This window comes from Stieleria magnilauensis, assembly GCA_007753675.1.
Classification (GTDB): domain Bacteria; phylum Planctomycetota; class Planctomycetia; order Pirellulales; family Pirellulaceae; genus Stieleria; species Stieleria magnilauensis.
This window is the reverse complement of the sequence record CP036432.1, coordinates 4280418-4299975: the sequence shown is the minus strand read 5'-3', so window position 1 is coordinate 4299975 and position 19558 is coordinate 4280418. Positions and strand designations below refer to the sequence as shown.

The following is a 19558-nucleotide window of genomic DNA, read 5'->3' as shown; positions in this document are numbered from 1 at the left end:
TCGATGCCACTCGACCTTGCCGCCCTGTTCGATCAAGGGCTCTCGTACGATGCGTTCTTGGCCAAACACGGCAACGAGGCTCAGCGGAGTCGCTGGAGCGGGGTGCACTCGGAAGTTCGCCTCAGCGAATCACAACGCGAACTGTTGGCGGGATTCGTCCGCGAGATGAAGGTGCTCGTCTCGGCCGGCGCCTGGTGCGGAGACTGTATCAATCAGTGCCCCGTGTTCGATCACTTCGCAGCCGCGAATGAGAACATTCGGGTGCGTTTCTTTGATCGAGACGAACACAGCGCGTTCGCCGAATCCATTTCGACCTGCGGCGCCCATCGCGTCCCGTCGGTCTTGTTTCTCAGCGAAGACAATTTCGTCTGCGGACGCTATGGCGACCGCACCCTGGCGACCTATCGACACATGGCGGCCACCCAGCTCGGCCCCAGTTGCCCGACCGGCATCGGCGCCGTCAATGTCGACCTGCTCCAAGCCGTCACCGCCGAATGGCTCGCCGAGTTCGAACGCATCCAATGGATGCTGCGACTGTCGGGACGCCTGCGCGAAAAACACGGCGATTGACGGGCAGGCCGATCGGTTGGCCAAGACAATTGGTTGGTCAAAAAATTGGTTGGTCAAAAAACGGGAGTTCCCGGCAACTTAAGGTCGGTGCTCCACGTCATCTTTTGACCAATTCATCTTTTGACCAATTCATCTTTTGACCAATTCATCTTTTGGTCCGTTTCGGCTTTCTCGCCATGATGTTGCTCACGCTGCCGCAGCTGGCAAACCCCGGGCTTCGCTCCCGCGAACTGCGCCCGCGCTGCCAAACCTTTCCGGTTGTAAGCTTCGGACCGTCTGCCGGCATCTTCTTGCCACTGAAACCGCTGCCCTAGCCCGCTGATCGACTGAATATTGCCGGCTCAGAACTCCGATTTTCTTTCCAGACCCTGTTCACCTACGCATTACTGGAGTCTTCCAGTGCCGAAATTTCCGCGGCCCGCCCGCGTCTCGATTGTGATTCCGCTGCAGCGTGACGAGAAACTTTTCGAGGAAACGCTGCTCAGTGTTTTGGAAAATCAGACGGATGATTGCCAGATCATCGCGGTCCACAATGGGACGTATGCTGATCCCTTTGAGCTGAGCGACGAAGTCAGCTTTGTGACCGCCCGATCATCCAATTTGACCGACCTGGTACGTGATGCGTTTGATGTCACGACGGCCCCGTTCGTCCACGTTCTGGGGACCGGCATGCGGGCCCAGGCCGATTGGCTGGAGCACGCGTTGCAGCCATTTGACAACCCGCAAGTCGGAGCCGTGGCGCCGACATTGGTCGACCAGTCCGGCCGGCCCGTCGAAGGCGCGCATTGGACGGATTCCGACGGGCGATTCTGCCAAAGCCGCTCCGGGCGTGCGCCCGAAGGGCCACTCAGTGGTTTTTTTGTCAGCGCCTTTTTTGCCCGCCGCCACCTGCTCGGCAATCTGCTCGACGCCGTCGCGCCGGCGATGAGTGATCCGATCGCGGTCAGCTACGCGATGGGGTGCCTGATGAAACGTGCCGGATGGAAATTCGCCTCGGCGGACGGCTGCTGCATTGAGGCCGAAGACGCATTGGCAACGGCCGATGACTCGGACATGGCCCGTGGCCAATGCCTGGGCGCGATCCGCAATCGTGTGTTGCCCGGCGAGCCGGTCCCCGGAAGGGTCGCGATGCTACGAGAGGCGCTGTTGGGTTCAAGTTCGGTGGGCGAGATGATCGGGATGATGCGCTATCGCAACAGCCTTTCGGCGGTCCGTCGCGCGATCGACCCCGACAGTGTCCCATCGGCCAACGACAGAGCCCACGTGGTCAACCTGCCCTCGGCCGAGGCACCGCTTCGCAGAGAGGCGGCTTAGTATGCCGCCGCACCTTGGTTTTCGGGTAGGCGGTAGTGGACGAGGCGACGAGTCCTTGCCAAGATGCCGACGACAGAGGACTCGTCGCCTCGTCCACTACCCGGAAATTGAGCTGCGGTAGACTGCTGGTTCAGGCCGTCGGTTTCCGCTCCGCCGACCGCCTTGGCGGCTTCCGCTACGGCTTCAACCCTAAGATTCCATCTTGACGAAGCACTCGAAAGGCAACGCTGTGAAGCATTTGTTAGCGGTAGGGCGCGAGCCCTCCGGTGTTTCGGGAACGACGAGGGACCGGAGGGCTTGCGCCCTGCCGCTAACACCTCGTCAAACGCAGGGAATAAATGCTTCACAGCGTTGACTCGAAAGGGCGCAATAAAAAACCCCGCCGGTTGATGACCGGCGGGGTTTCGTTTTTCAATCAGCCGTTGGTCGACGGATCAGTTGCCCGAGTCGTCTTTGTTTTCCTCGGACTCGCCGACCGAGGCGCTGACGGGTTGTTCTTTTTCCTCGGCCAAGCCACGGGTTTCGCCGTGGAACTCGAGTCGAACCACTTTGACCTTCTTGCCGTCGGGGTCGATCATCTTTCCGTCGTCGGTCACGGTCATGTCGCTCGGGGCCACGGAATCGCCATCGGAGTTTTCCAGGATCCCTTTGACCACGATCGTGTCCTTGCCTTCGAACGCACCGCGGAGCAGTTCTTCGCTGAGCGGGTCTTCGATTCGCTGTTCGATCGCACGACGTAGCGGACGAGCACCGTAATCCAGATCGGTTCCGCGACGAATCAAGAACTCTTTCGCTTCGTCTTGTAGTTCCAACGCCAATCCGCGGTCGAGCAAGCGTTCGCGGACCTTGGAGAGTTCGAAATCGATGACCAGTTTCAAATCCTGACGCGTCAGGTGACGGAAGATGATGGTGTCATCCAAGCGGTTCAGGAACTCGGGCCGGAAGACGCGTTCGATCTGTTCCATCACACGCGTCTTCATCGATTCGTAGCTGGCATCGGTGTCGGATTTCTGGAACCCGAACGCCGACTCGTTCTTGATCGCTTCGGCACCGGCGTTGGTGGTCATGATCAAGATCGTGTTGCGGAAGTCGACGTTGCGTCCGAACGAGTCGGTCAAGCGGCCTTCTTCCATGACTTGCAGCATCATGTTGAACACGTCGGGGTGTGCCTTTTCGATTTCGTCGAACAGCACCACGGCGTAGGGTCGACGTCGAATCTTCTCGGTCAACTGGCCGCCTTCTTCGTAGCCGACGAATCCGGGAGGTGCCCCGATCAAACGGCTGACGTTGTGCTTCTCCATGTACTCGCTCATGTCGATGTGCACGAGTGCATCGCTGTCACCGAACATGTATTCGGCGAGCGCTTTGGCGAGCAAGGTTTTCCCGACACCGGTCGGTCCGGCGAAGATAAACGAACCGGTCGGACGTCGCGGGTCTTTCAAACCACTGCGGCTGCGGCGAACGGCTTTGGCAACGGCCGAAACCGCCAGGTCCTGGCTGACGACTCGCTTGTGCAGTTCTTCTTCCATCCGCATCAACCGCAAGCTGTCTTCGGTCGACAGTCGGGTCAACGGGATGCCGGTCATCTTGCTGACGACTTCCGCGATGACTTCTTCGTCGACGACGCCGTCGGTTTGCTGGCTCTTCTCGCGCCAGTCCTGGGTGATCTGGTCTTTCTTCTTGCGAAGCTTTTCGGCCTGATCACGCAGGTTGGCCGCTTTTTCGAAATCCTGATTGGCGACCGCGTCTTCCTTTTCTTTGTTCAGCTGTTCGACTTCTTCGTCGATTTCTTTCAGATCCGGCGGACGCGTCATCGTGCGCAAACGAACCCGTGCACCGGCTTCGTCGATCACATCGATCGCCTTGTCGGGCAGGCATCGCGCGGTGATGTAGCGTTCGCTCATCTCGACAGCCGACACCACGGCGTCGTCGGTGATTTGCACGCGGTGGTGCTCTTCATAACGTTCGCGTAGGCCTTTCAGGATGGCGATGGTCTCTTGCTTACCGGTCGGTTCGACGATGATCTCTTGGAAGCGTCGCGCCAGCGCGTTGTCCTTTTCGATGTACTTTCGGTACTCGTCCAGCGTGGTGGCACCGATGCACTGGATCTCGCCTCGGGCGAGGGCAGGTTTGAGCACGTTGGCGGCGTCGATCGCGCCTTCGGCTCCACCGGCACCGACCAGGGTGTGGAGTTCGTCGATGAACAGGATCGTGTTCTTAACGCGGCGGACTTCGGTCATGACCGCTTTGATACGTTCTTCGAATTGTCCGCGATACTTAGTGCCGGCAACCATCATCGCCAGGTCGAGGACCACGATTCGTTTTTCGGCCAGGATTTCGGGGACTTCGCCTTCGATCACCTTTTGGGCGAATCCTTCGACGATCGCGGTCTTGCCGACGCCGGCCTCACCGAGCAGCACCGGGTTGTTCTTGGTTCGTCGGCACAGGATTTGGATGGCGCGTTCGATTTCGCGCTCCCGCCCGATGACCGGATCCAATTCGCCCTTGCGAGCCAATTCGGTGAGGTCGCGGCCGAAACTGTCCAGTGCCGGCGTCTTGCTCTTGCCGCTCTTGCCCGACGCGCTACCCGAGCTGCCTTCTTCGGTGCCGCGTCCACCGCGTTCACCGACTTCGGCACCCTCGAGTCCATGGCCGAGCAGGTTGAGCACTTCTTCGCGGACGTCTTCGAGTTTCAGTCCCAGGTTCATCAACACCTGAGCGGCGACGCCTTCTTGTTCTCGGAGCAGGCCGAGCAAGATGTGTTCGGTTCCGACGTAACTGTGATTGAGATTTCGAGCTTCCTCCATGGAATACTCGATCACCTTCTTGGCCCGGGGCGTTTGCGGCAGCTTTCCGACGGTCACCATCTCGGGGCCGCTTTGGACGAGCTTTTCGACCTCCAAGCGAATCTTGCGAAGATCGACGTCCAGGTTTTTCAGCACATTGGCGGCGACACCACTGCCTTCCTTGACCAGTCCGAGCAAAATATGCTCGGTCCCGATGTATTCATGGTTAAAACGCTGTGCTTCCTGGTTGGCCAGTTGCATCACTTTGCGAGCGCGGTCGGTAAATCGTTCGTACATTTGGTTGTCTCGTTACCCGGCGGGTTTTGCCAGGGATGCGCCCGCGGGGGGAACACACCTGGGTTGGTCCATTCAAATCAGACGAAGCGTCCAAAGGGGAGGTGAATCCCGCTTTTTGTAACCACGTCAGCCTTGCATTGTTCAAAACTCAGATTGACAGCCGAACTGTCAACTTGGCGATTCGTTCGTCTCGATTCCTCGTCAGTCCCTTATCAGCAAACCGTACGCCATTCCAAGCGAGATCGAGTCACAACGACCGCTTGAGGACACAGCGGCGGAAGGGATCGCCGGCAATCAACCGGCTCACTTCGATTCTATCGGTTTTGTAAATTTTGGGGGATAGGAGTCCCAGCGAAACAACCGCCCTCAAACATGAATTTGAAGCAAAAACGCGGTTTAAATTTTTACGTTTCTCTGAGCCAAATCCGTCGTCACGTTGTCAGTTTCACGGGGAAAGGATCCAAACGCACCGTTTCACTCGATGCATTCCCTCATAAAACCCACTCACGCCGCTGTCAAATCGGCAGCATTGCCATCCTCCTGCAACTCCGAGGCCGACAGCTCGCTTGACTCCTCGTCCGCGTCCTCGTCGGATTCCTCTGCCGATTCGGCGTCGCGAGCGATCCGAGCCGCCTCGGCATCCATCTCAATCTGCCATCGATCGGCAATCTCCAGACGCCGCATTTCATCCAACAGCACGGCCGCACTGGTCACTCGCCCTGTGTGACGATAGAGGCTCGACAACATCAGCAACGCCGGGGGGTCACGCGGTTCGATCGCCAAAATCCCCAGCAACAGCGGTTCGGTCGCCTCCCAGTCGCCGCGCAGAAACGCCGCTTGGGCTTCGACAAAACGATCGGGTGCGTCGGTCACCGCTCGTGGATTGATCAATGCTGGCAATTCGCGGAAGCTCTTCACCGTCCAGCAGATCCAGACGCACACGCCGACCCACCAGGCGGATCGAACCAGCAACGGATCCAACCAGGTCGGATAGAAGTGTTTGAGAATCAACAGTGAATTCAAACCGATACCGAACCCGATCGCCAACGGCAATGCTGACAACCGACCACGCCACCAGAGCTCGCTGAGCCCCGGCCAAAAACAGGTCAGATAGTTGCGGAATTCCATTTCGTTCTCAGAGAGTTCTGTGAAAGATCTAGGCAATCCGCCGCGGTCATCGCAAGCCGAGATTCCGCGGGTTTGAGGCGTCTCGGGGCAATCCCCCGGCCAATGAAGACGAACGACCAGAGGGCTTGTAAGCCGGGTTCTGTACCGATCGAACGCCATGCCGGACCAGAGCCCGGCGACGTCGATGGTGGCGACCATTTATCTGTGCGCGACGATTGCTCGTCGCCTCCATTGCGACCTACCCGGGTGTCGATCGCGAAGCGGACCGCTTCTGCACCCTGTTTGGTCTAGCTCCGGATGGGGTTTACCGAGCCGATCGAGTCACCCCGATCGCTGGTGCGCTCTTACCGCACCGTTTCACCCTCACCACGCATCCGCCAGGGGCGAACCCCGCGCGGACCGTTCGGCGGTCTACTCTCTGTTGCACTTTCCCTAGCCTCGCGGCCGGTCGACGTTATCGACCATCCTGTCCTGCGGAGCCCGGACTTTCCTCCCGCCGGTGCAATACCGACGAGCGATCACCCCGCCCTCTGATCATTCGTGTCGCTTAACATGATCGATGGCCGTGCCGCGGACAAGGTTCACCCGTGACGAAACGGTCCACCAGGGCTCACTTGCCCGGGACATACTCGAGTTGAATTTCGGTCTCGGGCAACTGCGGTTGCAGCTGATCGACGCCGGCTTGGGTGACCGCCGTTCGTGTCACGATCAGTTTTTCAAGCTTCGACAATCCCGCCAACTGCGGCAGCCCTGCGTCGGTGATTTGGGTGCTGCCCAAATGCAGAAACGTCAATCCGGTCAGCTTGCCCAGGGCATCGAGCGACGCATCACCGACGTTGGTCTTGTCGACGTTGAGCCACTGTAACCCGCTCGCGCCGGACAGTTGTCCCCAGTCCCCATCGCCGACCGACGTCGCGTAAAGATTCAGCTTGGAAAGTTTTGTGAACCCTGCGAGTGTTTCCAACGCCGCATTGTCGATCCCCGCACACTCGCTGAGATCCAATTCGACCAACTGCGACAGCCCGACCAGTTCAGCCAGCCCGTCGTTGCCAAATGACGTGGACGCAATCCGCAGCTTCTTCAGCGGCGGAAACGATGCCATCGTCTGGGCGGCGTCGTCGGTCACCTGTGTCCCCGCCAGATACAATTCACTCAGCTTGGACAGCCCCCCCAGCGACGCGATGCCTTGGTCGGTGATCGGCAAAAAGTCCAACGCGATCACTTCCAGCGTCTTGATCCCACCCAACGTTTTCATCCCGGCATCGGTCACCTGGGTGGCGTCGTCTTTTCCCGAAAACTTGATCGCCTTGAGCTGTTTCAGTCCGCCCAAATGCGCAACCCCCGCATCGCCGACCGCACAGCCGCGCAGATCCAGGTTTTGCAACGAGTCAATCTTCGCAACACTGATTAAACCGTCGTCGTCGACGTTGGATCCCGACAGCAACACGCTGCGCAGTTTCGGCAGCGCAGCAAGCTGCTCCAGCACACCGGTGACGTCCGCGTCGCGGAGGTCGACCTCGATCACCGCGTTGTTTCCATCGCGACGCGTCTTCGCCACCGCTTCAACGGCCGCGGCGATGTCTGCCGCCCGGTCCGCGGAGTCTGTCGGCGAGCGCGGTGCAGGGTCTGCCTGCGCTTCCGGCCCCGGTTCCACCGACGACTTGGACGGACAACCGAGACTCAAACACAGCAATCCCGCAAGAATGATGGAGGCGTATGAAGGTTTCACCGAAACGATTCCAAAGAGGTGTGTGGATTCCAGCCCGATACCATTAAGTTAACGTCATCTTCCCAAGGGCGAGGCCCGAAGCACTAGTCCTCAATCAAGCGAACGCTTGATGGTGAAAAATTGAAAAAACTCGAAACCCTCGGCGTTTTGCGGGTGTATTGGAGATAACGACAACTTCAACGCACTCACTCAACGGAGGATTTCGAGTGAACGACAACTTACGCCGTCGGTTGCTGCGCCGCAAGCGAGTTCTTCTACAACGTATCGACAAGAAGAAGGGTAAGACACATACGCCCATGATTCGCCCCTTGCGGGCAAAGTACGAACTGGCCGAGAAAGTTGAGGCGGTTTCCTGTGGCGGTATCGGCATGGTCATGCAGCTTGTCGAGCAACTCGGATTGCGAAAGCACATCAACCAGTCCGCACCGGTGTTCAAGCTTCACGCGCCGTACGACGAAGCCGATCACGTGCTCAACATTGCCCTGAATCTATTGGCCGGTGGGACCTGCCTCGAACATTTGGAGCATCGCCGCACCGACGAGGCGTATCTGGACGCACTGGGCGCTGAACGGATTCCCGATCCGACAACTGCTGGTGACTTTTGCCGTCGTTTTGATGGCTTCAAGCTACTGCTATTGATGCAGGGAATCAACGTGGCACGCAAGAAGGTTTGGAAACAACAATCCGATGCGTTCTTCGAGCAGGCCACCATTGAAGCCGATGGCACGATGGTCGAGACTTGCGGTGAAAAGAAAGAGGGCATCGGAATCAACTACAAAGGACAATGGGGCTACCATCCACTGGTCGTTACGCTCGCGGAAACCAACGAGTTACTGTACCTGGCCAACCGCAGCGGCAATCGCCCGAGCGGTGAAGGCTCATCGTTCTACTTTGACAGGGCGATCGAACTATGTCGCAATGCTGGGTTTCGAAAGATCCTGTTGCGTGGCGACACGGACTTTTCGTCAACCCAACATCTCGATCGATGGGACGCGCAGGATGTCCGTTTCGTGTTTGGCTATGACGCCAACAAAACACTGACCGCAATTGCCGACTCCCTCGACGAATCAGCATGGAAACCGCTTCGGCGGCAGAAAAAGACTTCTGAGAATCCGCGTGCAAAACGACCCAACTACAAAGAGGAAATCGTCGTAGAAAACGGCTACGAGAACAAGAAGCTGCGTGCTGAAAGCTATGCCGAGTTCCCGTATCAGCCTGGCAATTGCAAGCGTCCCTACCGGATGGTTGCCGTTCGCAAAGACATCGACGTCACGAGTGGGCAGCAATTCTTGTTCAGCACCGAAAAGTACTTCTTCTACATCAGCAACGAACCAAAGGAAGAAAAACAGTCGCGTGAACTGATCGGAGACGGCAACAATCGCTGTGATCAGGAAAACACGATTAGCCAGCTCAAGGCGAGTCACGCATTGACCGCGCCGCTGGATTCGCTGGAAAGCAACTGGGCGTACATGTTGATTGCTTCTCTTGCCTGGACGCTGAAGCTTTGGAGTGGAATGATGGTCCGCGTCAAAGGGAATCCCGGGCAGAGAAAGACGCGAAAACGCCTTCGTGATCGTGTGATCAAAATGGAGTTCTCGACGTTCTTGACTTCGTTGATCCAGATTCCGGCCCAAGTCATCCGCTCATCGCGTCAACTGAAGCTGCGGATTTTGACATACCGTCTCGGCGTCGAAAACTTGTTCACACTCAGTGACCATATTGCGATGCCGCTTCGAACGTGACACGTCGAAACCAACGAAGCCGAAGTCCGGATGCTTCGGTACCGCCGCTAACGCCTAACCCGAGAGAAGCGAATTTATGAGCACGATACCATGCGAATTTCCAATAAGGAGCAGTGCTCCCAAGCGTGCTGCTGCGCCTCAAAAATCCGAAAGCGTCACGCAAAATCCACGCTAGCGTTCGCTTGATTGAGGACTAGTCTATCAGTCATCTCACCCGGCAGGATCCCCGACTGTTTCTCCCAGGCATGCAAATTCGTTTCGTTTACACCAGTAGCCCCGTGGATGATCCCGAGCGGATCGAGCGAATCCTGGCAGCGCTGCCGGCCGAGTGCCGCAAGCAGCAGATCGATGCGGCCGCCACGCAGGTCGAAACCATCGACGCCGACACCCTGAGCGTCGCACTGGTCGTCGATTTAAGCGACGCCGAGTTACGCGACGCCGATGCGGCCGCCGAACCGATTCGAATCGCGACCGCCGCGGTCCAGCTCTTTGCACGATTGGCCACGCAATTCCAAATCAGCTGGGATGTCGGGCACGAGCTTGACCCGCACTTGGGACGCATCGTCGCTGACGCCGCGGTGGACGAACTGGTCGACGAGGTGAAGACGGCCGTGGAAGTCGCCCGTTCGCTGGCGGAATTGATCATCGACGACGAATTCGTCGAACCCGACGCGCTCGTGATCGAAGCGGACGCCACCGACGACCGCGAAGATGCCACGTGGGAGGAACTCTTTCAACCTCCCGATTCGTTCATCCGTTTTCCGGAGTTGGAGTGAGTGCTACTGCTTGCTGAACGAAAGCGTCGCGACGACGTCGCCGCCGGTGTTCTGCAGTCGCCATCGAAACGCGTTGCCCGAGGTGCGCTCCAGTGTGCCGGTCAACGACACGCCGGACGATTCGCTCAGCACCAATCGATCCCCGGTCGTCTGGTACGTGCCTCGCGACACCGAGTTCTTTCCGCTTCGGGTATGAACCATCACGAAGTTGTCGTCGGCATCGAAGCGAATGGCCCAGGCATCGCTGGCTGACGTCTTCGCCGACCACGTCCCGACCAACGTCGCTGCGGCTGACTTCGTTGCGGTTGCCTTCGTTGCGACCGATGTTGTGTCGGCTGACGTGATTGCAGGTCGCCCCGGTGGCGTGTCGTTGGTGTTGACCCCGGCAACAGCTTGCTTGGTCAACACCGTGGCTGCGATGCCGGTTGTCTTCGTCGCCGCCAACGCCAATCGCTCGGCCACGGTTCGCAAGCCGTCCGCCGTGACGCCCTGATTGCTCAGCGACGTGTGCAGCGCGAGCGTTTTTCCCGACGCGACCAACTGGACATGGTCATGGTTTTGCATCGCGACAAGTAACGCCATCAATTTCTCTCCGTCGACCGACTGCTCGTTTCCAGACGCATCGACCGGCAGATTGTCCACAGGCAGCACGACATCGATGCGATCGGCGTCGGCATCCACGGTGCAGAGCAGCGTTCCCTGTGGGGCATCGTCGTTGTTGGCCGGCAGCAGTTCCGCCACTTCGACACGAACGGCCGAGGACACGACGGCGCACTGAATTCCATCCGCCGAAAGCAGCTTGGACAATGATGCAGCCCCCAAGACCGTGCCCGTTGTTTTCGACGACGTCGCGGGTGGCCGAGACGCATCGGCCACCGTCTCGGACATCGAGATTTCGCTGAACAACTCCGCATCCAATGGCGAGCCCGCTCCCGCCGACGGCGTCAGCGACATTGCCATCACCATCGCGGCCATCGCGGCCAACGCCGTCGACAGGCGAGGAAACCCGCGGCCGCAGTCGGTAACCGAGCCGGTAACCCGGCCGGCAAACGATCGGGCCGCGGGAGATAATCCGGCGGGATTTCGGCCGGGATTTCGGGCGGCGGGATTTCGTTGCAGAAGGTGCATGGATCGGTCACTCGTTGCTACGGGGTCGGTAGAGGTCTGAGTCACCAAGCGAAAGGCATCGCGAAATGTGAACGAAAAACTGTCGTGCATCGCCAAAGTCGCTGAATTGGAACAACGGCGGGAAAAAATCAGAAATGGGTTTGGGGATGCTGGCAAAACATTTCAGTGCGAAAAAATCGGGGGCAACGCTGCAAAATGGGTTCACGCCATCGGCCACGGCACGCCGATCACTTTCCTGTCGGGGTGTTCCTGAGCTTGCTGTCAGGAACCAGCGGCCTACACTTACGCGGCGATGTCTGAAAAAGACCTCGCCCGCTTCGATCCTCTTAATTCGGCAGAGGGATCATTTTTAGGGTTCGCCTAAGTCACTTAACGGCTTGTGCAGTAGCACGCTCAGACTTACGCGTTTCTCCCAGCGGCTCCATTTTGCCGCCGACGGGTCGAAGCAACTGCCGGCTGACAGATCAACCGATTTGTCAGCCGGCTTTTTTTCGTTCTTGATGTGTCCGCCCTTTTGCTGGGACTCTCCATCGACGCGGCCCTCCCCATGACGTCGTCTGCTCCTGCCGATTCAAGTGAAACCAGCGAGATCCCTCGCGTCGCTCCCACGTTCCAGCTTTCCTCCCGCGGGTTGTTCGTCGCGTTTTGCGTGATGATCGGGGTGGGGCTGAGCGTTTATGCGTTGTTTCCCGAGAGTATCGGCGGCCCACCCTTGCCGGTGGCCGTGACGCTGGACGAGGCGCCGCTGCCGACGACAGGTGGCCAGATGGCCGTGTTGACTCCAGTGGTCACGGTCACCAGCGAGTTGGACCAGCCGATCGGGCATTTGTCGATCATCCTCAACGGGCAGTATGAGATCACCCAGGCGAGCCCGCTTCAGCCGGGCGAAAGTTTCACGCTTCCCCAGGCGATCTTCACCGACAAACGCAGCAACCGCCGCTTCGATCCCGAGACCCAGGTGGTCACCGAAGTGATGGTTCGGGGGCAGTTGCCGAGCAAGTCACGGGGGGTGTCCAAATTCAAGTTCGAGAGCCCAGCAGCCGAGTAGCGGGGTCCGGGGGGTAGCCGATTCTCGCAAGCGTTCAGGCCCCTGTTGTCTTAGCCGTTGCGGAAAACAGGTAAGAAGATTTTGGAGGTAAGAAAATGATGAACTGCACCATCCATTCGAATTCTTCAATCTTCCTACCTCCAAAATTTTCCTACCTCTCCATTCAGCCACCGTGCCCTGTCAAGTCGGTGGACATTGAAAGCCTGGCCCCCTGACACAATCACGCAACGATCTTTTACCGATTGGCACAACATTCGCGTCTCTTTCATTCTCTACCGGGGTTTGACTTGTCTTTCGCCCATTCCAGTTGATCAATTGCGATACAGGTGTTGCAAAATGCAACACTCACAACCGGAATGGCGAGCAAATGGAGTGGGCGAAAGGCGTTTTTTTTCGTAGCGAGTTGAATTGAGCGGGAATAGACTCTGCCAGTAGAGATCTCTCTCGATTGACTCATCCCTTTTCCCAAGATCGCAAGAAACCCGCCAAATGCGTGGATTTCGGGCGGTTTGGAACCTAGCACACAGAACGGTTGTTCCGATGAAGACAGGCAGATCGCCGTTTTCAAGCACCGCGGAGAAAATTCAGATGCGAGACGTCGCACGTCAACTTAAGACTTTGATTACGCCAGGGCGGTGGATTTGCCCGATTGTCAGCCTTGTGGCTTTGACGATTCCGATGGCTCCAGGATTCAGCCACGCGGCCGAGGGCAGCGCTGCCAATGACAGCGGCGCCCAGGCCCGCATCGTCAGTTTCCAGGCCGACGGGGTGGGCGACGACAGCCCGGCCTATTTCGCCGCATCGATTTTGCCATCGGCCGATGACGCGTTGTTCCTGGAGGTCCAGAAGCCGGCCGCCGACGTCGTCATCGTGATGGACACCTCGGCCAGCCAGGCGGGCGAGTTTCGTCGCGAATCCCTGGCCGCCGTCAACAAAGTCGTCGCCTCGCTGCGGCCCGGTGACCGCGTGCAAGTGTTCGCCGCCGATGTGGTCGCCGTTGCCATGAACGACGCGCTGGTCGCGGCAAACCAACCGAGCGTCAACACCGCTCTGGAAGGTCTCCAGCGGCGATTGCCGCTCGGTCACACGAACATGGTGTCGGTGATCGATGCGGTCCGCGGCACCTTGCTCGCCGCCCCGCGCTACCACACCCGATCGATCGTTTACATCGGTGACGGCGCGTCGATCGACGCCACCGGCAACGAAACGCGTTTCGCGGCCCTGGTCGATGCCTTGCGGGCGGACCATATCTCCGTGCACAGCATCGCGATCGGACCATCCAAGAACATTGAGTTGATGGCCATCTTGGCCAATCACACTGGCGGAGTCCTGGGCGTCGTGAATGAAGCCGACGGCAACACCGCCACCGCGATCGCCGACCGAGTGAGCGAGTCGGCCGTGCGTTCACCGATTTGGATCCATGATGCGGATTTGCCCGCGGCGGTGACGATCGCTCATGGCAAACGGGTGCCGCCATTGCGAGTCGACCGCGATTCGATCTTGATCGGTCAAATCGCCGGAGACCTCGATTCGGTCAAGTTTGTTCTGCGTGGCACCACCCCGACCGCCGACATCCGTATCACCACCGACGCCAGCGTCGAACGCGACAACCCTGACTTTGCCTTCCTGCCCGGTTTGGTCGACGGGGCGAAGAAGAATTCAGGGCTCACCTTGCCCACCGCCAGCAGCGTCATGCTTCGCGAAACCGCTCGAATCCTGACCGCCAAGTCGGACGAACTGGTGCGGGCCGGCAAGCTGGCACTGAAACAGGGCAACAAGAAGGGCGCCAAAGCGGTCGCCGAGATGGCTTTGGAAGCCGACCCGAACAACGAAGACGCCAAAGCGTTGGTGAAGGTCAGCGGCACGACGTTGATCATCCAAAACGACTCGCCGTTTGACGGTCTGTTCGGCGACGACGATGCCCAACCGGCCGCTCCGGCCGGCGATGACCCGTTCGGCACACCCGAACCGGCAGCCCCGGCAGCGGATGCGACCGACGACCTGTTCGGAACTCCCGAGCCCGCGCCGGCCGCTCCGGCTCCGGCCGCTCCCGCTCCGGCGCCTACTCCCGCTCCGGCACCCGCGGCTCCGGCACCACCGGTGGTCACGCCACCTCCGGCAGCGCCGGCCGGCGGACGCCTACCGAGAGTTCCCGCGGGGCGCAGCATCGTCGGCGATGACGAAATCTTGGAGCGTGGCGGCGACCTGCTTGACCGCATCGAAGCCCAACGCAATGCCGCCAACGGACGACTTCGTGCCGAAGTCAAAGCGGCGCTGCGGGCCGCCGAACGGGCGTTGCGCACCGATCCGACCGGCGTCGCCGGCCAGCTGAAATCGGTTCTCGCTCGCGTGCAAACGCTGCCGGACATCGATCCGAAGTTGCGTCAGGATCTGGAAAGCCAATTGCAATCGGCCATCCAAGCGGCCAGCAGTGCCGAAGCACGCTTCGCCGCCCAACAGGCCAACATCGTCGCTCAAGACGAAGCGTCGCGTGCGACCGCACGGTTGTTGCAAGAAACGTTCCGCCGCGAAGCGACGTTGAAGACGCTTTCCCAGCAGATGAACGCCTTGATCGACGAGGGCCGCTACACCGAAGCCGACGGTGACGTCTCGTTGAAATTCGCCGAGATCGCGGGGGATTCGATCACCGAAGACTCGATCGCCGGACGTCATTTCACCGACCAGCCGCTGGCGTTGCAAACCTATGACCGCGACCGACGCTACAAGGAAATGCGTGAGCGTAACTTTGTCGACGCGTTCTCCCTGGTGCTCAAGAGCAATATCCCGTTTGTCGACGAGCCGCCGATCTTGTACCCCGATGCCGATGTCTGGCAGGCACTCAGCCGACGTCGCTTGGAGCGTTACGGTTCGATCGAACTGGTCGGTGACAACGAAACCGAGCGTAAGATCGAAGCGTCGCTGTCGGACGAAACGACTCAGACGTTTATTGAAACCCCGCTCAGCGAAGCCATTCAGACGATCAGCGACACGCACGAAATCCCGATCGTGATCGACAACCGCGCCCTGGAAGAAATCGGTCTCGACGCCGATGCCGGTGTCAACATCGACCTCAAGAACGTCACCTTGCGTTCGTTCCTGCGATTGATGCTGCGTGACCTGGAACTGACGTACCTGATCAAAGACGAGGTGATGCAAATCACCACGGTGGAAGCAGCCGAAGACAACCTGGTGACCAAAGTCTATCCCGTCGGTGACCTCGTCGTGCCGGTTGTCTCGCTCGGCGGCGGCGGCGGCATGGGCGGCGGCATGGGCGGCGGCATGGGTGGCGGCATGGGCGGCGGCATGGGCGGCGGCATGGGCGGCGGCGGCATGGGCGGCGGCGGCATGGGCGGCGGCGGCATGGGCGGCGGTATGTTCGTCGTGCCCGACAACGTCAGCCTGGATTCAAAATCGGAATCCGCCCCGGCCTCGACCGACACCGGTGTTGTCCAAGACAGCACCTCTGCTGCAACGCTTTCCGCTGCCGAACAGCAGCTGATCAAACCCTTGAAAGTCACTCCCAAAGAAGGCCAGACACGCGGCGAAGCGTGGGAAGCGTTCTTTGCCGGGCTGACACTGGCGGACGTTCGCGAAATCACGATCCTGGATCAACAGATTCGTGCAACCGCCCGCCAGTTCTCGCTCAAAGCCGCTGCGGCCGACGAGCGGGGCGATCGCAAAGCGGCCGTCGAGTCGTTCGCTCAATCACGCGACATGATCAGCGAAGCGATTCGCGCCGGTCATGTTCAACCGTGGATGTACCAAGCCTACGCGATCTCGTTGACAGCGACCGGAGCTCCCCAGTCGGAAGTCGAGCGAGCACTGTTGTCCGCGGTCGATTTCGCCGAAACCCCCGCCGACATCTTGAACGTTGCCGGTCGTCTGGAAGACCTGGGCAGCGACGCCGCGGCGTTGCAGCTGTGCATGCGGGTGGCCGAATTGGACCCGAATCGACGCGAAACCTATGTGATGGGCCTGCGTCTGGCCGAACAGCTCGACGATCCCAGCGCCATCGCTTGGGCTTGCAGCGGTGTCTTGGCCCAGGCCTGGCCGGCTGAATTCGCGCCGGTCGTCGACAAAGCCACCCTGCTGGCCCGCAGCGCCTATGCCGAGCTGAAGGAAAAAGGCATGCAAGACGAAGCGGCGAAGTTCGCCAAAGCGTTGGATCAGGCCGCCGCACACGATGTCATCGTTCGCGTTTCCTGGACCGGTGATGCCGACATCGATCTGGCGATCGAAGAACCCGGCGGAACCGTTTGCTCACTGGAAAACCGATCCAGCGCCAGCGGCGGCACGCTGCTGGGCGATTCTTACCCGGGACAAGGCGAAGACAACACCGGGACCGTCTCGGAAACCTACATCTGTCCGCGCGGGTTCAGCGGCCAATATCGTTTGCTGGTCCGAAAGGTCTGGGGCGAAGTTTCGACCGGACAGGTCACCGTGGAGATCGTCACCGATGCCAAACGGCCGAGCCAGCGTTTCATCCGCAAGGAAGTCCCGCTGACGGAGAAAAACGCCTTGTTCGTGTTCGAGGTCAAAGAAGGAAAACGCCAGGAGAAACTCGGCGAGGCACAGTTGGCCCACTTGCGAGACGTTCAACGCGATCTCAACGGACAACTGCTCGGTCAATTCGCCAACCCGGGAAACGACTCGGCCCAAGTGCTGCGTGACCTGTACCGCGACACCCAACGCTTGACCGGCGGCGTCGGGGCGAACCCTTTCTTCGGCCGCAACAACGCCGTCGGGTTCCAGCCCCAGATCACGCAGTTGCCCGAAGGTGCGTCGCTGTCGACGCTGGCGATCATTTCCGCCGACCGACGTTACGTGCGGATTTCACCGGCGCCGTTCTTCTCGCAGATCGGTGATGTCAGTACGTTCAACTTCGTCGATGGCGGTACCGGCGGTGCGGGTGGCGGTGCCGGCGGTGGCCTGGGCGGTGGCGCCGGCGGCGGTCTCGGCGGCGGCGGCGGACTGGGCGGTGGCGGTGGCGGCGGTTTCGGCAACTAAACCGTCACAGCGGCAAACGACTTTATTCAGCTAGCAATTCAAAGGCTGTCATCCTTTTCGGGGTGGCAGCCTTCGTTTTTTTCCGTTCGGTTGAAACCTGAATCGCGGTCGGCGGGTAGATAGCAGTGGTGGGACCCCTTCACACGGGGGGCGATTCAGCACAGGATTCTTGACAGATCTCTACGATGCGGCGTCCCAAAGTTGTCAGGTCCTCGCCGAATTGGTAGACACTACGCTCGAATCTTGCACCCCCATCTGTCACAAGGACAACAAACGATTATGGGTTTCATGACAAATTGCCTCCGCCCCCGGCATGCCGCCCGAGCCGTCGCGGCCGTTGCGGTTCTGGCAACCACGTTCATCGCCGCACCCGCCATGGCTCAAGAACGTCTTGCGCCGGCGGCCGGCTCGTCGCGCGCGACGCTCACCGATGGCACCCAACCGGTCGTCGTCGTCACGCTCGGCTCGGTCAGAAAGTTGATGGATGACGTCAGCTACATGGCTGAAATCACCAGCCAACCCCAGTTGGCGATGTTCCCGATGTTGGCCGCCACGTTCACCCAAGGCATGGACATGGACCAGCCGATCGGTGTGCTGGTGCCGCTGGTCGGCGGAGCACCGCAGCCGATTGTTGTGTTGCCGACCCAGGACATCCGCCCCATCCTGAAACGGTTGGAAGCTCAAACCGGACCGGTCGACGAACTCGACGACGGCACCCTGGTTTTGACCGTCAACCAAAACACCCTGTACATCAAACAGAACGCCAACAATGCCGTCGCGGCACAGAACCAAGCCGCACTGAAGCTCGCCCCGGCCGACGCCAGCGAACTGTTCAAGGGCATGGGCAATGCCTACAACGTGGCGGTCCGGTTGCAAGTCCAACAGGTTCCCGTCGAAATCCGCAACATCTTGATCGATCAACTGCGTCAAGGTTTCGAGCAAACCATGGCTCAGCAAGGCGACGCCGAATCGGCCCGCGAAATGGGCGAGAATTCGATCGCACAGCTGGAGCGGTTGATCCAAGAAGCCGACGAGTTGAATCTGGGGTTGAACATCGACAAGGCCAATCAACAGGTCGCCTTGGACGTGTCCTTCACCGCAGTCGGCGGAACGCAATTGGCCGCCGTCTATGGCGGTCAACAATCGATTCCGTCCCGCTTCTCTTCGGTCATCCGAGACGACGCGGCCGCCTACATCCATAGCGCCACGTCGATCAGCCCCGAAGCGATCACTCAAGCCAAAGACGGCATTAAATCCTCGCTGGGAATGATCAAGGGTGCCTTGGAAACCGATGGGAACTTGAGCGAAGATCAGATCAACGAAATCGATCAGTACATCACTCGGCTCAGCGACATCGTCACCGAATCCTTGTCCGAAGGCAAATCCGACATGGGCGTCATGGTGCTGGCCGGACGCGATGAATTCCAAGCCGTGATCGGTACGTTCGTCGCCGATGGCACGAAGGTCGCCGCGCTGGCAAAAGACTTGGCAACGAAGGTTCCCGACAGCCCCGATGCCCCCAAGTTTAAATTTGATATCGGCAACTTTGGCGGCGTCACCCTGCACATGATCGAAGCCGATGTGCCGGCAAGCGAAGACGAAGTCCGTAAAGTGTTCGGCGAAAAGATCCAAGTCCACATCGGGACGGCACCCAAAGCGGTCTACATCGCAGCCGGTCGTGGCAGCGACGAATTGCTCAAGCAGTTCATCACCGCCGGCAGCAGCGACAACGGCGGCGATCGTCCGTTGGGGCAGTTTAAGTTCAAACTGTTGCCGTTCTTGGAACTGGCCCAGTCGGTCGAAGCGAACGACAACATGGCGGCGATGATCAACGCGCTGACCAATTCGCAAGACAAAGGCGAAGTCAACGTCACGACCAAGTCCATCCCCAACGGCTCTTCCATGAAACTGACCATCGGTGAAGGACTGATCCGAGCGATCGGCGCCGCAGCCATGGCCGGACGGCAAGCTCAACAACCGTTCTGATTTCGGTCGCAGACCCCCATCCCGCCAAGGGCTTGGCAGTCTACGCC

Annotated in this window: 12 protein-coding genes and 1 other RNA gene; 8 read left to right on the top strand and 5 right to left on the bottom strand. The window is 59.5% G+C overall.

Annotation, left to right across the window (positions count from 1 at the left end):
• Positions 1–3 precede the first annotated feature (3 nt).
• Both TBK1r_RS15220 and TBK1r_RS15215 read left to right on the top strand, forming a co-directional pair.
• Positions 4–570 carry a thioredoxin family protein gene (locus TBK1r_RS15220; RefSeq protein WP_145212162.1) on the top strand — a complete coding sequence of 189 codons (567 nt, stop codon included), beginning with the start codon at positions 4–6 and terminating at the stop codon, positions 568–570.
• A gap of 399 nt (positions 571–969) precedes the next feature.
• Complete coding sequence (locus tag TBK1r_RS15215; RefSeq protein ID WP_145212159.1) at positions 970–1884, top strand: glycosyltransferase family protein; 915 nt, start codon at positions 970–972, stop codon at positions 1882–1884.
• A 434-nt stretch (positions 1885–2318) separates the two neighbouring features.
• On the opposite strand, the gene TBK1r_RS15210 is transcribed toward TBK1r_RS15215, so the two are convergent.
• The 4 genes from TBK1r_RS15210 to TBK1r_RS15195 form a co-directional block, all read right to left on the bottom strand.
• Positions 2319–4967: an ATP-dependent Clp protease ATP-binding subunit gene (locus TBK1r_RS15210; protein ID WP_095739685.1), complete on the bottom strand. Its 2649-nt coding sequence runs from the start codon at positions 4965–4967 to the stop codon at positions 2319–2321.
• Between the two features lie 504 nt (positions 4968–5471).
• Positions 5472–6095, bottom strand: coding sequence for a tetratricopeptide repeat protein (locus tag TBK1r_RS15205; RefSeq protein WP_145212156.1), 624 nt, complete (start codon positions 6093–6095; stop codon positions 5472–5474).
• Positions 6096–6207: 112 nt separating this feature from the next.
• Positions 6208–6629: RNase P RNA component class A (gene rnpB / locus TBK1r_RS15200), an RNA gene on the bottom strand.
• A gap of 76 nt (positions 6630–6705) precedes the next feature.
• The gene (locus tag TBK1r_RS15195; protein WP_145212153.1) at positions 6706–7824 is read right to left on the bottom strand and encodes a leucine-rich repeat domain-containing protein; all 1119 of its coding nucleotides are present in this window, start codon (positions 7822–7824) and stop codon (positions 6706–6708) included.
• A gap of 206 nt (positions 7825–8030) precedes the next feature.
• On the opposite strand from TBK1r_RS15195, the gene TBK1r_RS15190 reads away from it, so the two are divergent.
• Complete coding sequence (locus TBK1r_RS15190) at positions 8031–9566, top strand: IS1380 family transposase (protein ID WP_145207156.1); 1536 nt, start codon at positions 8031–8033, stop codon at positions 9564–9566.
• 245 nt (positions 9567–9811) lie between these two features.
• Entirely contained in the window at positions 9812–10342 is a 531-nt protein-coding gene (locus TBK1r_RS15185; RefSeq protein ID WP_145212150.1) for a hypothetical protein, read from the top strand.
• A gap of 3 nt (positions 10343–10345) precedes the next feature.
• Here the strand turns inward: TBK1r_RS15185 and TBK1r_RS15180 are convergent, their stop codons facing one another.
• Positions 10346–11470, bottom strand: coding sequence for a lipocalin-like domain-containing protein (locus TBK1r_RS15180; protein WP_145212147.1), 1125 nt, complete (start codon positions 11468–11470; stop codon positions 10346–10348).
• 67 nt (positions 11471–11537) lie between these two features.
• On the opposite strand from TBK1r_RS15180, the gene TBK1r_RS15175 reads away from it, so the two are divergent.
• The 4 genes from TBK1r_RS15175 (at position 11538) to TBK1r_RS15160 (ending at position 19511) form a co-directional block, all read left to right on the top strand.
• A complete protein-coding gene (locus tag TBK1r_RS15175; RefSeq protein WP_145212144.1) occupies positions 11538–11723 on the top strand; it encodes a hypothetical protein in 186 nt (61 codons plus the stop codon).
• Positions 11724–12017: 294 nt separating this feature from the next.
• Positions 12018–12518, top strand: coding sequence for a hypothetical protein (locus tag TBK1r_RS15170; protein ID WP_145212141.1), 501 nt, complete (start codon positions 12018–12020; stop codon positions 12516–12518).
• A gap of 678 nt (positions 12519–13196) precedes the next feature.
• Entirely contained in the window at positions 13197–17525 is a 4329-nt protein-coding gene (locus TBK1r_RS15165; protein WP_145212138.1) for a VWA domain-containing protein, read from the top strand.
• A 288-nt stretch (positions 17526–17813) separates the two neighbouring features.
• Complete coding sequence (locus TBK1r_RS15160) at positions 17814–19511, top strand: hypothetical protein (protein WP_145212135.1); 1698 nt, start codon at positions 17814–17816, stop codon at positions 19509–19511.
• The last annotated feature ends 47 nt before the right edge of the window (positions 19512–19558 follow it).

What these genes read in the sequence shown, in the direction of transcription:
- TBK1r_RS15205 (WP_145212156.1), bottom strand. Translation starts at nt 6,095, where the DNA reads ATGGAATTCCGCAACTATCTGACCTGTTTTTGGCCGGGGCTCAGCGAG.
- TBK1r_RS15165 (WP_145212138.1), top strand. Translation starts at nt 13,197, where the DNA reads ATGGCTCCAGGATTCAGCCACGCGGCCGAGGGCAGCGCTGCCAATGAC.
- TBK1r_RS15220 (WP_145212162.1), top strand. Translation starts at nt 4, where the DNA reads ATGCCACTCGACCTTGCCGCCCTGTTCGATCAAGGGCTCTCGTACGAT.
- TBK1r_RS15160 (WP_145212135.1), top strand. Translation starts at nt 17,814, where the DNA reads ATGACAAATTGCCTCCGCCCCCGGCATGCCGCCCGAGCCGTCGCGGCC.
- TBK1r_RS15170 (WP_145212141.1), top strand. Translation starts at nt 12,018, where the DNA reads ATGACGTCGTCTGCTCCTGCCGATTCAAGTGAAACCAGCGAGATCCCT.
- TBK1r_RS15210 (WP_095739685.1), bottom strand. Translation starts at nt 4,967, where the DNA reads ATGTACGAACGATTTACCGACCGCGCTCGCAAAGTGATGCAACTGGCC.
- TBK1r_RS15180 (WP_145212147.1), bottom strand. Translation starts at nt 11,470, where the DNA reads ATGCACCTTCTGCAACGAAATCCCGCCGCCCGAAATCCCGGCCGAAAT.
- TBK1r_RS15185 (WP_145212150.1), top strand. Translation starts at nt 9,812, where the DNA reads ATGCAAATTCGTTTCGTTTACACCAGTAGCCCCGTGGATGATCCCGAG.